The following is a 14,422-nucleotide window of genomic DNA, read 5'->3' as shown; positions in this document are numbered from 1 at the left end:
ATTTCTACAGTTATTTTCACGTTTTTTTATTAAATCATAATACTTACGTCATTATTTTGTAAAATAAACTATAAAAATTCAGCTTTAATCATTTTTTTAAATTTATTAAACCATTAAAAAGAAAATAGCGTCAAATAGTCAGTAAAAAATTTTCATTGATTTTCCTCCGGATTTTATATCCGGTATAAAAACTTTACTTGCAGAATATGCAAATAAAAACAGGCATGGTCACCCATGCCTGCCTTATCGTTTCGGGTATCAGTCTTTTTTCATACGTATCGTGAACCTGCTGCCTTCCCCAAGCCGGCTCTCCAGTGTAAGTTCGCCTTCGTAAAGCGCAACGATGTGCTTGACGATCGCAAGTCCAAGCCCGGTTCCGCTTACCGTAGAACCTCCCGAATTTTTTGCACGGTAGAAACGCTCGAAGATACGGTTCGCTTCATCCGCGGGCACACCGATCCCGGTATCCTGTACTTCGATTTTTACAAAAGCGTCCTGCTCGGAAAGCCGGATATCGACGCTTCCGTCTTCTTTATTATATTTAATGGCATTATCGCACAAGTTCAGTATCAGCTCACGGATACGGTTCTTATTCGCCATCATTTCGGCCGCCCCGCTGACATGGACTTTCAGATTCCGTTTCACGATATTGTCTTCGAGAAGATGCAGCACATCCTCCGTTACTTTCACGATATCTACATTCTCGATCGTTTCGTCGATACTGATCTGCTCCAGTTCAGACAGCATGAGGGTATCGTTAATCAGGCCCATCAGACGGTCCGATTCTTCTGAGATACGCTTTGCATACTCCCGGATGCTCTCTTCATCCGCAGCCATGCCATTGGCTACAAGCTGGGCAAATCCATTGATAGAGGTAAGCGGGGTTTTCAGTTCGTGGGAAACATTTGCCGCAAAATCCCGGCGTACGCGTTCAGAAAGCTCGATATCCGTCACGTCGCTGATTAGCACGAGCATCGCATATCCGCCCTTCCCATTCATAAAGGACGGTTCGTCAACGATGCTGGTATAGAACCGATATGTACGCCCATCTTTGTCATTGCGCGCCTCAAACTGCATGTTTTTCTTTTTAACAAGCGATTTTTCAAGCTTGGATATGATATCCGGGCGGCGGATATAATGGAGGATATTCTCACTCAACGGTTCTCCATTCACACCGAAAATATTTTTAGCCGCCGTGTTGATAAGGAGCACATCCTCTTTTTCATCCAGGATCATCAGCCCTTCATTAATGCTGTCGATGATAAGCGCCGTCTTACGGTTCTCAAGCTTTACCTTTTCGATATAACGGTTCAGCCGTTCCGAAATGCGCGAAAACGCCTGCGCGATATCGTCAAATTCCGGATAAGGGCTCTCGATGCTGAGTTTTTTTTGCTTCCCTTCAATGTATCCCTGTATGGAGTCATGAAGCTGACTGAACGGCTTCAGGGTGTTGCTCACAATCTTTCCGGAGAGAAAAACAGCCAGCACCACAAGAAGGATGAACACAATAATAATAACCGGCAACGTCTGGTTGACCACTGCAGTCGCATTGTCAAGCGGCATAGAGTTGCGGATAATTACCCCGCTTGGCATTTGCTTGGCCACATAAATCATATCTTTTCCGGTAGTCTCGGAATAACGGACCTCCGCTCCGAAACCGCCATCAAGCGCTTCCTGGACTTCAGGCCGTTCGAGATGGTTTTCCGTCTGCTCCGAAGCCGCCTGAGTATCCGCAAGCACGGTTCCGTCCGCCGCTATGATCGTGATCCGGTTATTTTGCCCGTAAGCCTTCTGGTACTCATCCGCCATTTCCTGATAATCGGTCCGTCCCCCAATAGAAAGCTCCATCGCGTTGATGTTCCCCTTCAATACGGCAATCACATCGTTTGTATAGGTTCCCTTGAAGCTCGCCATGGAAACCAGCACCGTTACCACCAGCGCCACCACCAAAATACAGGTAGTTAATTGTACAATTTTCTTTTTCACGCTTATACCTCAAACCGATAGCCTACGCCGCGCACCGTTTTGATGTGTTCGCCGCGGCGTCCTATCTTTTGTCGCAATGTCTTGATATGCATATCAACCGTGCGGGTCTCGATATCCGTATCGATGCCCCATATTTCATTCAGGAGCATTTCACGCGTCAGCACAAGACCGGGATTCCGCATAAAATAACGAAGGATTTCAAATTCTTTATATGTAAGCTCCGTTTTCTCTCCGTCCACGTAAAGCGTATGCGCCGAAACGTCCATTTTCAGCCCGCCGGACTCAATTGCCTGCTGGGGCCGCGCGCTTCTCCCGCGCCGGCGGATAACCGCATTTACCCGTGCAATCAACTCCAGCACGCCAAAGGGCTTTGTAATATAATCGTCAGCCCCGAGGTTCAGGCCCGAAACTTTATCCACCTCCGTCGTACGGGCGGTCAAGAAAATGACAGGGACGTCAAACCCGTTTTGTGAAGACAGCCGTTTGAACAACTCAAACCCGTCGATTCCGGGCAGCATGATATCCAGGAGAATGACATCCGGCTCCTTATGCTTTTCATATTGTTCCAGAAAATCTTCCCCCCGTTCGTACGCATCCACCGTAAATCCCGCCGACCTGAGCGTACACAGGATGAGTTCCCTCACCGAAGCATCGTCTTCCACTACCGTAATATAAGCCACTGTTTCTTACCTCACACGTTTACTACGCATATTATATCACACAACATCCCTCAGAGAATACGGCGGTCTTTGTGTACTCCGGTCTCCGAAAACACCGCCCATTCCGCAATGTTTTCCGCATGGTCCCCGATACGTTCCAAGTACTTTGCGATCATCAGGAAATCCACGATTTGGTCGATTTTCTCCCGATCCTCGATGGCCATATTCAGAAGTTCCGTCTTTACCACGTCATACAGGCGGTCCACTTCATTATCCAACTCGATAACCTCTTCGGCAAGTCCCATGTCCCGGTGCACATAGGAATCCACCGCCATGTGAACCATCTGTGCCGTCGTGCGGCCCATTTTAGAGATATGCCGCGGCCGCGGGATCGTAATTTCCTTGCATACGGAAAGCGTAATTTCGGAAATATCCGACGCTTGGTCGCAGATGCGCTCGATATCCGTAATCATTTTCAGCGCCGTAGAAATGATCCTCAGGTCCTTTGCCACCGGCTGCTGCTTCATAATCAGCTTCATAGAGCGGCTCTCGATCTGCCGCGCCATCGCATCCACGAGGTCGTCGTCCTCAATAATTTCACGCGCGCCCGCCTCATCGCAGTTTTCGATGACCTTGACCACCTTGGTAATCGTTTGCTCCGCGCGGGCGCCCATACGGATCAAATCCAGGTTCAAATCTTCCAGTTCTATATCAAACTTATTTCTCATAGTTTCCCCTTTCTTTATCAGCCGAAACGTCCGGTGATGTAGTCTTCCGTCCGTTTATCCTTCGGCATGCTGAACAAATCCTCCGTCTTGCCGAACTCTACCATTTCCCCGAGCAGAAAGAATGCGGTCCGGTCCGAAATACGGACGGCCTGCTGCATATTATGCGTAACGATGACGACGGTATACTTTTTCTTCAGTTCGCTCATCAGGTCTTCGATCTTTGTCGTGGAAATCGGATCGAGCGCCGAAGTCGGCTCGTCCATCAGGATCACTTCCGGCGAAACCGCAATCGCCCGCGCGATGCACAGCCTCTGCTGCTGTCCGCCCGAAAGTCCAAGCGCGCTTTTCTTCAGGCGGTCGCGCACCTCCTCCCACAGCGCCGCACCCTTAAGGCTGCTTTCCACAATCCCGTCGAGATCGCTGCGGCTCTTGATCCCGTGCACCCTCGGCCCATAGGCAATGTTGTCATAGATGCTCATGGGAAACGGGTTCGGCTTCTGGAATACCATCCCAACCTTTTTCCTGAGGATCGTCACATCCACCTTCGGATCATAGATGCTTTCCCCGTCGAGCAATATTTCCCCCGTTATTCTCACACCCTCTACCAGATCGTTCATGCGGTTGAGCGTTTTCAGGTAGGTAGATTTCCCGCATCCTGAGGGCCCGATCAGCGCGGTGATCTTACCCGCTTCGATTTCCATATTCACATCTTTAAGGGCATGGTTTTGCCCGTAATACAAATTCAGATTTTTTGTTGAAATTTTGATATCCAAGGTGCTACCCCTTTCCACTACTTGTTCTTGTTGCCGAAGCGTTTACTGAGATAATTGGTCAGCAGGTTGATGACAAGGACAATAATTACAAGCACGGCCGCGATCCCGAATGCGGGCTCATTTTGTCCTTTCGCGGCATATGTGTAGAGCTGTACGGTGAGCGTCGCCCCCGACTCCGTCATATGCCCGAAAAAGTTTGCCGGCATGTTGGTGCCAATTCCAGACGTAAAAAGCAGCGCGGCCGATTCGCCCACGATCCTGCCGACGGCAAGGATTACTGCCGTGATGATCCCGGGCAGCGCGCCGGGCAGGATGATCGTACGGATCATATGCCATTTGGTCGTTCCAACTCCAAGGGCGCCCTCCCGGTATTCGTTGGGTACTGTTTTCAAAGCTTCCTGTGTCGTCCGCACAATGATCGGCAGGATCATCAGTACGAGGGTCAGCGCACCCGCAATAATCGAATATCCGAGGGCCAGCGTCACCCCGAAAAACATTGCCCCGAACAGGCCGAATAATACGGAAGGTATTCCCGCCAGTGTCTCCGTCGTAAATTCGATGATCTTAACGATCTTCCCGCGCTTCGCGTATTCGTTGAGGAAAATGGCTGCGCCCACTCCGATCGGCGTTGCGATTAGAAGCGTGATCCCGATCATATAAAGCGTATTAAGGATACTGGGAAGTATCCCTATCGTCTTATTGAGCGCCGAGGGCGCTGTAGAAAGAAATTCCCAGTTCACATTCGGAAGCCCGCGCACCATGATATAAACCAGCAGGTAAAACAGAATCACAACCGTGAGGATCGCGCAGGCATAAATGGCGAATTTTTGCGCCGCATCCTTAGGGCGGCGCTTCTTTTTCATCAGGCTGATGTCATTGGAAAGTTTTTCCGCACTACTTTTCATTGGCCGCGGCCTCCTTTTTCAAAAGTGTGTTGAGGATGACGTTGATAACCATGATGAAAATAAACAATACAAGGCCGATACTGAACAGGGCTTCCCGGTGCAGGCCGGATGCGTAACTCATTTCTGATACGATACCCGTCGTGAGAAAACGGACGCTGTTGAAGAGCGCGGGCATGTTGGCCACATTGCCGGAGACGAGGATAATCGCCATCGCTTCGCCGAGCGCCCGCCCGATGCCGAGCACGATACCCGTGATGATTCCGGATTTTGCCGCCGGAATCTGAACCCTGAAGATTGTCTGCATTTTGGTCGCTCCCATTGCGAGCGACGCTTCCTTATATTCCTGCGGGACCGCTTTTAATGATGTGATGCTGATATTGACGACGGTGGGCAAAATCATAATGGTGAGCACGATAATTCCGGATAAAAGGTTTGCCCCGCCCGTAAAAATGTGCGTCGGGTCGTTTGCATACAAAAGCGTTTCCAGTTTCGATATCTGCGGGACAAGAATAATCATCCCCAAGAGGCCATACACCACCGACGGAATACCCGCCAAAAGCTCAATCGCGGGTTTCACAACGCCCGCAACCTTTTTATGGGCGACCTCGGAAACAAATACTGCCGCCATCAGCGCAATGGGAACGCCGATCAAAATCGTGATTCCCGTCCCCACGAGAGACGTCAATATCATGGGAAGTATCCCAAATTTCGGATCGGCGGCGGTCGGCGCCCACTCCGTGCCGAACAGAAAATCCTTGAGTCCGATTGTAAACATTGCCGGCGCGCCGGAAACTATCATATAGATCGTAATAATCAGAACCGCTACAATCGCGAATAATCCGCATCCGATAAAGATTCCCTTCATCGCCTGTTCCAGAATTGTTTTGCTCTTCCTGCCGCCTATGATTGTCATGCTGGCATTCATATCTTTCTCCTTAGCATTAAATTCTTCCTACCATCGAAAGGGACGCGGACTTACCTCCGCGTCCCTTCCTGAATCTATCCTGGAAGAATTATTATGAAATCGTGATTAGCTTGTTGTCCGCTACAACTGCCTGTCCCTCTTCTCCCATCACGAAGTCGAGGAACGCCTGCACCTCGGGGCGAAGTTCGCCTTCTTTTGTCGCCATGATGAAGGGCCTTGAAAGCGGATAGTCGCCCGCCTTAATCGCTTCTTCCGTCGCTTCCGCGCCGTCTATCCTGAGAGCCGTTACCGTATCGTCAAGCGCCTCGAGGGACACATACCCGATGGCTGCAGGCGTTGCGGAAACTGCCGTCTTGACCGCACCCGTTTCATTCAGCTCCTGTGCGTATTTGCACTGGTCTTCTATTTTAAGCAATTCTTCAAACGCACCGCGCGTACCGGAGGAAGCTTCGCGTCCAATCACTACGATCGGCTGGTCGTCGCCGCCGAGGTCTTTCCAGTTTGTGATCTCACCCGTGTATACTTTTACCAGGTCTTCCGACGTAATTTCCGTTACTTTGTTGTCCGGATGGACAATTACCGCGATACCGTCGATAGCAATCGTGTTTGCAACAAGGCCCGTCTCGTCGTCTTTCAATTCCCGTGAAATATTTCCGATATCGGATTTTCCGGACTGTGCGTCCTGTACGCCGACGGAAGACCCTCCGAGCTGCACGTCAACCGAAACATCGGGATAGGTAGCCATAAAGGCTTCCTTCAGGGCATTTGCGATCGTCTCCATCGAGGTGGAGCCAGACATCTGTACGCTTCCGGCGAGCGTCTCGCCAGAAGCATCCGCGGAAGCGGATGCTTCTGCCTCTGTGGATGCGCCTGCTTCCGGCGAAGCAGCTTCGCTCGGCGCTTCCGGGGATTCCCCTGCTGCCGGTGCCGAGCAGCCGATTACCGCAAATACCATGCAAAGTACCAATGCTGTGACTGTAATAATTTTTTTCATTTTTGTTCTCCTTGTTTAAATTATTGAAAACTTTAACGATGAGTGTATTATAAAATGCCAATGTAAAATCAAGTATTTGATTCTGTAAAATCCGTGTAAAATCAGAGAAATTCCGTTGTTTGTGGGGCCGTAAAGCATATATGAAAGCAGACTTTCGCTATATCAAGCCGTTTTTAAAGCAAAAAAATACCGCAGCAAATACTGCGGTATCAATACCGTTTGAAATCAATCAGGAATCAGCGGCTGCACGTCAGTCTTCGACGGTAACCTTTTCCATAACGATATCGGCAAGCGGGCGGTCTGAAAAATCCGTTTTCATAGAAGCAATCTCGTCGACAACCTCCATCCCCTCAACAACCTTTCCGAATGCCGCATACTGCCCGTCGAGATGCGGGGCGTCCGCGTGCATGATAAAAAACTGGGAACCCGCAGAGTTCGGATCCATGCTGCGTGCCATAGAAATCACGCCGCGCTTGTGCTTGAGCGGGTTATCATACCCGTTGGAAGAAAATTCTCCCTCGATGCTGTATCCCGGTCCGCCGGTGCCCGTTCCTTTAGGACAGCCGCCCTGAATCATGAAGCCTTTGATTACCCGGTGGAACTTAAGTCCATCGTAAAAGCCTTCATTGACCAACTTTTTAAAATTCTCTACCGTTTTCGGAGCAGCTTTTTCGTCGAGCTTAACCTTGATGGTGCCGCCGCCTTTTATTTTGATTACGATCATACCTCTGCCTCCCGGTATATGCGCAGCATTGCGCTGCTTTTTGCGTACATTATACTTGATTTCACTTTTTTTGTAAACCGCAACCGCACATCCGGTACCCAGGCAAAGCGTGGTTCCTGTACTTTTAATAGGAAACGCGGGAAAGCATTCCATTCAGGAAAGCAATCGCCACACCAAAGTTGGTAATCGGGATCCCGGCATTTTTCGCATGTTCTATTTTGGAGAGCATATTTTTACGGTTCACCATACATCCGCCGCAATGTACGATCAATTTGTATTCCCCGAGGTTCTCCGGGAACCCATGACCCGCCGTATTTTCAACCACGAGGCCTCCGCCCGCAAACTGCTCCAGCCAGCCAGGCAGTTTTTCCCGCGCAATATCGCCTTTCATGGCATGGTGTGTGCAGGATTCCGCGATCAGCACCTTATCGCCCGGTTTCAGGCCGGCAATAGCGCGCGCTCCTTTTACGAACTCCTCGATATCTCCCTTATATTTTGCCATCAGCATAGAGAAAGAGGTCAGGGGAATTGTCTTATCAAGATGCTCATTCACATATTGGAACACCTGTGAATCCGTAATCACAAGCCGCGGCGGATTCTTTAGTTCCCCAAGCATGGAAACCATATCCTCCGTTTTAACGGAGATCACCCGGCATCCCTTGTCGAGGAGGTCACGTGTCACCTGTACCTGCGGAAGAATCAGCCTGCCTTTTGGCGCCTGAATATCCTGCGGCATTACGAGCATCACGCTGTCTCCCTTTTTGGCAAGGTCTCCCACGATGCTCGGAAGCTCGTAATCCCGCGCATTTCGCACGATCATTTCCTTCAGCGCATCGATTCCCCGGCCCGTTTTCGCATCGATTACCACCGTATTCTCCCCGCTTGGCGCCGCAACCCCTGCACCATCGCCCCCAAACGTATTATAGGCAATAATGACCGGCGTTTTCTTTGCCTGGAACCGCTTCATGTATTCCTGCTCCGGTCCAAGGTCCTGATCCGCGCTGTTAATCACAAAAACGGCGATATCAGCTTTGTCTACCACTTCGTCCGTCTTGCCGATACGCGCCCGTCCAAGAGCGGTCCGGTCGTCAAGCCCGGCCGTATCGATAAACACGACCGGTCCTACTGGCAAAAGCTCCATGGCTTTATAGACCGGGTCGGTCGTTGTGCCCGCAACATCCGAAACAAGGGCGATTTCCTGCCCTGTTATGGCGTTGATCGTGCTTGATTTTCCCGCGTTGGTCTTGCCGAAAAACGCAACATGAAGCCGGTTTGCCCTCGGCGTTTCATCTAAATTAGACATGCCTGCTACCTCTCAATCACAGCTTTTCACGAAATCACCAGGACGGATGCAAGGGACCGGCAAATACAGCTCCTTCCCCGCTACCGCCGCCGGCCATTTTATAATCAGAACCGGAAATCACGTTCCCCGTTTTCGATCTTTGCTATATAGCCCTTCGCTTTTTCCCGCACCGCATCGTTAGGAATCTCTTCCAGCTGACGTTCAATCAATTCGTTCGCCATTTGCTTAAATTCATCATCGCCGTAATCCACCGCATATTCCTTAAGCGTCAAAAGCGCATTCGGCTGGCATATATTGCCGATCTGTCCTGTTTTCGCAAGGCGCATAAACCGGTCTCCGGTCCGGCCCTGCCGGTAGCACGCCGTACAGAAACTCGGGATATAGCCGTCCCGGATCAATTCCTTCGTCATTTCGATCGGCGTCCGGTGGTCCTCGATCTCGAATTGCGGCTGCTGTGTTTTGATCGTATAACCGCCCACACCCGTCGCGCTGCCCGCGCTCACCTGGGAAATGCCGAGCTCGATCACGCTGTCACGGTACGCGCCGCCCTCGCGCGTGGAAAGAATCATTCCCGTATACGGAACTGTCATACGCATGATCGCGACGATCTTCTTATAATCGTCATCCGACACTGCATGCTCGTAATCTGTTTTCTTGACGTCTCCCGCATCACGGATGCGCAGCATGGAAATCGTGTGCGGGCCTACGCCGAATACCGCCTCCAGATGCTCCGCATGCATGATCTGCCCCACAATGTCAAAATGCCAGTCATAAAGGCCGTACAGCACACCAAGTCCCACATCGTCGATCCCCGCCTCCATGGCGCGGTCGTGCGCAGTCGTGTGGTATTCATAGTTGCTCTTCGGCCCTTTCGGATGCTGCAGCTCGTACGTCGGCTTATGATAGGTCTCCTGGAACAGGATATAAGTCCCGATTCCCGCTTCCTTAAGCCGCTTATAGTTTTCAACCGTCGTCGCCGCTATATTCACATTCACGCGGCGGATCGCTCCATTGTCAAAATGGATGGAATAGATCGTTTTGATGCTCTCAAGCACATAATCAAGCGGGCAGTTCTTCGGGTCTTCACCCGTTTCGAGCGCAAGCCGCTTGTGCCCCATCTTTTCGAGCGCCCTGACCTCCTGCACAATCTCTTCCTGTGTAAGTTTTTTGCGTTCCATACACGAGGAATGATGATAACCGCAGTAACGGCATTCATTGACGCAGTAGTCCGAAAGATAGAGCGGTGCGAACATCACGATACGATTCCCGTAAATATGCTTTTTGATTTGCTTTGCCGCGGCGAACATCTTTTCGATCAGTTCTTTATCTTCCACATAGCTTAAGGTTCCGGCTTCCTCGTGCGTCAGCCCGCCAAAGCCGCTCGCCTTATGGATGATACGCTCTACTTCCTTTTTGTCCTTTGCTTTTTCCCTTGCCGCCGCAAGCGAACGCTCTATTTCAGCGTTGTCCATAAACTCGGCGGCTGTTTTCCCCATTACATTGTACATACTTTCCCCCTATTCTGCGGATAATCCAAACTCCGCAAGCCTTTTCCTTAATGTTTCATATTGTTCTTCGAGCGGCACCTCCAGCGCATCCCTGCCCGGGTAAATATCGTAAAGTTTTCTATACTCAAAAGGCGTCGCTTTCTGCATGATGACGTCCGCACCGCAGAGCAGCGCGTTTTTCATTCCCCCTTTGACATTGAGTGCCGTTGTAGACGGCAGGTGGCATTTTGGAAGAAGGAGCCGCGCCAGCGCAAGCACTTTAAGCGTCTTATGCGGGTCCCCGTCCGGCGCACCGCCGAGTTCTGTATCCGGATGGGCGATAAACGGCCCGATCCCCGCCATTTCTACCCCTTCGTATACAAGCGTCATCAGGTCCTGTGCAAGCGTCTCGTCCGTCTGCCCCGGAAGGCCGACCATGAATCCCCCGCCGAGTTCAAAGCCGAGCGCCCTGATCCTGCGCTGGGCGTCAAGCCGCGTTTCGAGCGGTACCCCATGCAAAGATTCATAAAGCACCGCATTTGCCGTCTCGTGCTTCAGCAAAAACCGATCCGCCCCTGCTTCCCGCATCAGCCGGTATTCTTCGAGAGTCCGTTCTCCAATCGATAAAGTTACCGCACAATTTGCCCTTTGTTTGATCCGCCGCACAATATCCGCGAGCATTTCCGCTGTGTAAAAACGGTCTTCCCCGCTTTGCAGGATCACGGTGCGGTACGTTTCCGCCGCGCGGACGGCGGCGTCTGTCAATTCATCCGGAGGCATACGATACCGTTTAGCATGTACCATCTGCGCACTGATCCCGCAGTAGGCACAGGTGCAACGGCAATAGTTGGAAAATTCTATGATCCCCCGCACAAAAACTTTGCTGCCGAATTCCTCGGTTTTAACGCGGTTGGCCTCATGGAATAGTTCCGCATCCACGCCCTCGTCTCCGATCAGCGCGGTGAGAACATCCATATCCGGATGCTGCGTATCAAGCGTATGATTTCCCAGCGTATAAAGCGCCATATCCTCTCCTGTTTCCAGCCGATAAAAAAGCTGCCTTTCCAAACGAAAAGACAGCTGATAAAATATCGCTATTTCAAACGCCGTCCTCTCACTCAGATTTCTCCTTGTGGTCAGAAGCAAAATTTCGATCTTTCTATATCATATTATAAACCGGCCTCAATTACAATATGCAACCGTTATTAAATTTATTTCAGTACCGCGCCGTTAACGCGAAAGCCCGGCAATCGCGCATCCCTTGAGCACCGCATTTTCCACGCTGATTACGTCTGCCTTGATGCCGATCGAATCAAGATACGGAAGCAGAACCGTCAGCGCTTCCTTTTTGAGTCCGAACATTTTCTCATAGGTCGTTCCCTCAATGGTCATACATACTCGGTCGTTTTCCTTCGCGGCCTTTACCGCAACCGCCGCCATCTGCAGGGCTAAGAACCTGCCCGCGCGAAGGACGATGTTGAGCAAAATCTCCCGTGCGGCGTTCCGGTCCGCTTCCGCCGTAAAATATCTGCCCAGCGCGCCCGACCCGTCCGTCAGGAAAGCGTTCACGTCGACGGTCGAGACCGTCCCTGCCATGGAAAATCCTTTTTCAAAGACACCTTCCCGCGCCGCCGTGCGCAGGGTAAAATCACACAGGGGGCCCAAGTAGCCGCCGCTGGTCATTTTCTCAAACACCCCGATCCCAGGGTTTTGTGTGCTTTCGTCATAGGCAATATCGATATCGCTGCGCGGCACCTTATTATAGCTGCCCGCCTCCGTATTAATCACCATCAGGCCCTCTTCGCCGCCTTCAAGCTTCGCGATGTTGCGCATATATTCAATATAGCAGCTGTTGCTTCCCGTACCAAGTATCGTCCCCGTAAAGGAGCCGTATCCGTCGTTCAGTTTTTCCGCTTTTCCGGCAAGCGCCGTTGCCACGGAGTCGTTTACCACAACGATATTACAGCCGTCCGCGCCCTTCTTCGCCAAGGCCGCGCAAATCTCTCTGCCCAGCAGTTTTCCGCCTGCATTTTTCACTTTGACTTCTTTGGTGATTTCTACGATCTCGCAGTCGATATCGGGCAGTATTTTTGCCCGGTAAGCGAATGAAATCACAATATTTTTCGTGATTTTCGTAAAAGGCAGGATATAATCCGCCAAAATATCAAAAAATTCTTCGGCCTCAAGTTCCTTTTCCACACCCGGCATCAAATACCGCTGGAATTCCTCCGTGCAAAAAGAGCCGTCCTCGGAAAATTTCGCCACCGCAACGCGCAGATTCGTCCCGCCCGCGTCTACGCAGATCACCGGTTTTTCCCGCTTCACTTCGCTTTTCAGCGTAATATAGGAAGGGATCATCAGCAGCGAACTCTTCTCGCCGCACAATCCCTTTTTCATTTCATCGATGTAAGTGTCCATCTCGTTTTTTACGTCAATGGACGTGTATTCCATTTTATGTTTCCTGATAAACTCGTTTGCAGTCAGCATATGCGTTCCTTTCATTGCTTTGATGTTCTCTCATTATTATACTGTAAAATCCTTTTTTTGCAATGCCATTTGACGAACGCTTTCGCCTGCCGTACAATGGATACGATCAAATTTTTTGACGAGGGAGATCACTTTATATGTTTGAAGAAATATTGGATGTCAGCGGCTGCGCCTGTGGGAAAAACCATACGCTCCAAACGCGCGAATATATTGTGGAGAAAGACGCTATGAAAAAATTGCCCGCGCTTCTTGCCCGTCTGTTCCCATCGGCAAAGCCCCTTGCTGTCTTTGACCGGAATACTCACAGGGCGGCATATCCGAAATTTGGCGCAGCGCTTCCCGAAGTTCCCGCCTGTATTCTTGCAGACGATGAGATTCACGCGGACGAACGGCAAATCGATCTGGTGACGCAAGCGCTGAGGGACGGCGGCCACGATCTTCTTTTGGCGGTCGGTTCCGGCGTTATCTGCGATGTTGTCCGGTATGTCGCTTTCAAACAGGAGCTTCCATTCATCGTGGTTCCAACTGCCGCAAGTGTGGATGGTTTCGTTTCCAATTCCGCAGCGATGACCCTGAACGGAGCTAAGATCACCCTGCCCGCCAAGGCGCCGAACGCCGTGGTCGCGGACCTTGAGGTCGTCGCCGCCGCCCCGAAAAAAATGACTGCTTCCGGCGTGGGCGATATGCTCAGTAAATATATCAGTATCGCCGACTGGAAGATCGGCCATCTGATTACCGGGGAATATTTTTGCCCTTTCGTAGCCGACCTTACGATCGAGGCTGTCGATATGATCGTGCAGAACATTGAAAAGATTAACAGCGGCGACATCGATAGTTTCGGCATCCTGATGAAGGGCCTCCTGCTTTCAGGCGTCGCGATGCAGATGGTCGGGATTACGCGGCCTGCGTCGAGCTTTGAGCATCATTTTTCACATTACCTGGAAATCGTACCCGTCGAAGGCGTGAACCGAGCGGCGCTTCACGGCGAAAAAGTGGGGATCGCAACAATCCAGGCTGCGAAATATTACCCCATATTTGCCCGGCGCCTGAGCCGTATCTATAAAGAAAACATTCCCAACCAGTTCGATATCGAACGTGTCAAGGGCTATTACGCGCAATACCCTGCGGGAATCGTTGCCGCGATTGAAAAGGAAAATACGCCTACCATTACCGCGAAGCTTGACCGCCGCCTTCTGGAACAAAATTATGATGAAGTCCTGCGGATTGCCGGCGAAGTTCCCTCCGCCGAGGCGCTTACGGAAACGCTCCGGGCCATCGGCGGGTATACCAGCTATCACGATATCAATATGACGGACGAACAATTTAAAGAAACCATGAAAGTCTGCTGCTACATCCGCAACCGTTTTACTCTGCTGCGGCTCGTATGCGACTTTGCATTATTTGATTTTGATGCGGAGCTTAAGGTCTGAACCGAAGCAAGATGCAAGCAG

13 protein-coding genes are annotated in these 14,422 nt (G+C 50.9%); 1 reads left to right on the top strand and 12 read right to left on the bottom strand.

Translation table 11 applies throughout. The annotated features are described in order from the left end of the window. Window positions 1-258: 258 nt before the first annotated feature. The 12 genes from B1H56_RS02640 to B1H56_RS02585 all read right to left on the bottom strand — a co-directional run bounded on the left by B1H56_RS02640 (window position 259) and on the right by B1H56_RS02585 (window position 12,986). A complete protein-coding gene (locus B1H56_RS02640; protein ID WP_066521433.1) occupies window positions 259-1,986 on the bottom strand; it encodes a sensor histidine kinase in 1,728 nt (575 codons plus the stop codon). Window positions 1,987-1,988: 2 nt separating this feature from the next. Next, window positions 1,989-2,666, bottom strand: coding sequence for a response regulator transcription factor (locus B1H56_RS02635; protein ID WP_242862045.1), 678 nt, complete (start codon window positions 2,664-2,666; stop codon window positions 1,989-1,991). A gap of 50 nt (window positions 2,667-2,716) precedes the next feature. Then, window positions 2,717-3,373, bottom strand: a complete 657-nt coding sequence (gene phoU, locus B1H56_RS02630; RefSeq protein ID WP_066521439.1) for a phosphate signaling complex protein PhoU — start codon at window positions 3,371-3,373, stop codon at window positions 2,717-2,719. 17 nt (window positions 3,374-3,390) lie between these two features. Then, window positions 3,391-4,164: a phosphate ABC transporter ATP-binding protein PstB gene (gene pstB, locus B1H56_RS02625; RefSeq protein ID WP_066521442.1), complete on the bottom strand. Its 774-nt coding sequence runs from the start codon at window positions 4,162-4,164 to the stop codon at window positions 3,391-3,393. Then, window positions 4,164-5,051, bottom strand: coding sequence for a phosphate ABC transporter permease PstA (pstA, locus tag B1H56_RS02620; RefSeq protein WP_066521450.1), 888 nt, complete (start codon window positions 5,049-5,051; stop codon window positions 4,164-4,166). Before pstA ends, pstB begins: the two co-directional genes overlap by 1 nt. Continuing rightward, window positions 5,041-5,976, bottom strand: coding sequence for a phosphate ABC transporter permease subunit PstC (pstC, locus tag B1H56_RS02615; RefSeq protein ID WP_066521452.1), 936 nt, complete (start codon window positions 5,974-5,976; stop codon window positions 5,041-5,043). Before pstC ends, pstA begins: the two co-directional genes overlap by 11 nt. Before the next feature lie 91 nt (window positions 5,977-6,067). Beyond that, window positions 6,068-6,970, bottom strand: coding sequence for a phosphate ABC transporter substrate-binding protein (locus tag B1H56_RS02610; RefSeq protein ID WP_066521455.1), 903 nt, complete (start codon window positions 6,968-6,970; stop codon window positions 6,068-6,070). Window positions 6,971-7,220: 250 nt separating this feature from the next. Next, window positions 7,221-7,694: a peptidylprolyl isomerase gene (locus tag B1H56_RS02605; RefSeq protein WP_066521627.1), complete on the bottom strand. Its 474-nt coding sequence runs from the start codon at window positions 7,692-7,694 to the stop codon at window positions 7,221-7,223. A 124-nt stretch (window positions 7,695-7,818) separates the two neighbouring features. Beyond that, window positions 7,819-8,997 carry a [FeFe] hydrogenase H-cluster maturation GTPase HydF gene (gene hydF / locus B1H56_RS02600; RefSeq protein WP_066521458.1) on the bottom strand — a complete coding sequence of 393 codons (1,179 nt, stop codon included), beginning with the start codon at window positions 8,995-8,997 and terminating at the stop codon, window positions 7,819-7,821. Window positions 8,998-9,101: 104 nt separating this feature from the next. Then, a complete protein-coding gene (hydG, locus tag B1H56_RS02595; protein ID WP_082771196.1) occupies window positions 9,102-10,505 on the bottom strand; it encodes a [FeFe] hydrogenase H-cluster radical SAM maturase HydG in 1,404 nt (467 codons plus the stop codon). A gap of 9 nt (window positions 10,506-10,514) precedes the next feature. Beyond that, entirely contained in the window at window positions 10,515-11,510 is a 996-nt protein-coding gene (gene hydE, locus B1H56_RS02590) for a [FeFe] hydrogenase H-cluster radical SAM maturase HydE (protein ID WP_066521461.1), read from the bottom strand. 204 nt (window positions 11,511-11,714) lie between these two features. Beyond that, complete coding sequence (locus B1H56_RS02585) at window positions 11,715-12,986, bottom strand: hexokinase family protein (protein WP_066521466.1); 1,272 nt, start codon at window positions 12,984-12,986, stop codon at window positions 11,715-11,717. A 122-nt stretch (window positions 12,987-13,108) separates the two neighbouring features. On the opposite strand from B1H56_RS02585, the gene B1H56_RS02580 reads away from it, so the two are divergent. Continuing rightward, window positions 13,109-14,401 (top strand): sn-glycerol-1-phosphate dehydrogenase, encoded by a 1,293-nt coding sequence (locus B1H56_RS02580; protein ID WP_066521469.1) that lies wholly within the window; start codon window positions 13,109-13,111, stop codon window positions 14,399-14,401. Window positions 14,402-14,422: the final 21 nt, after the last annotated feature.

The sequence above is a fragment of the Christensenella minuta genome, assembly GCF_003628755.1.
GTDB classification, from domain to species: Bacteria; Bacillota; Clostridia; order Christensenellales; family Christensenellaceae; genus Christensenella; species Christensenella minuta.
This window is presented reverse-complemented; position numbering and strand designations above follow the sequence as displayed.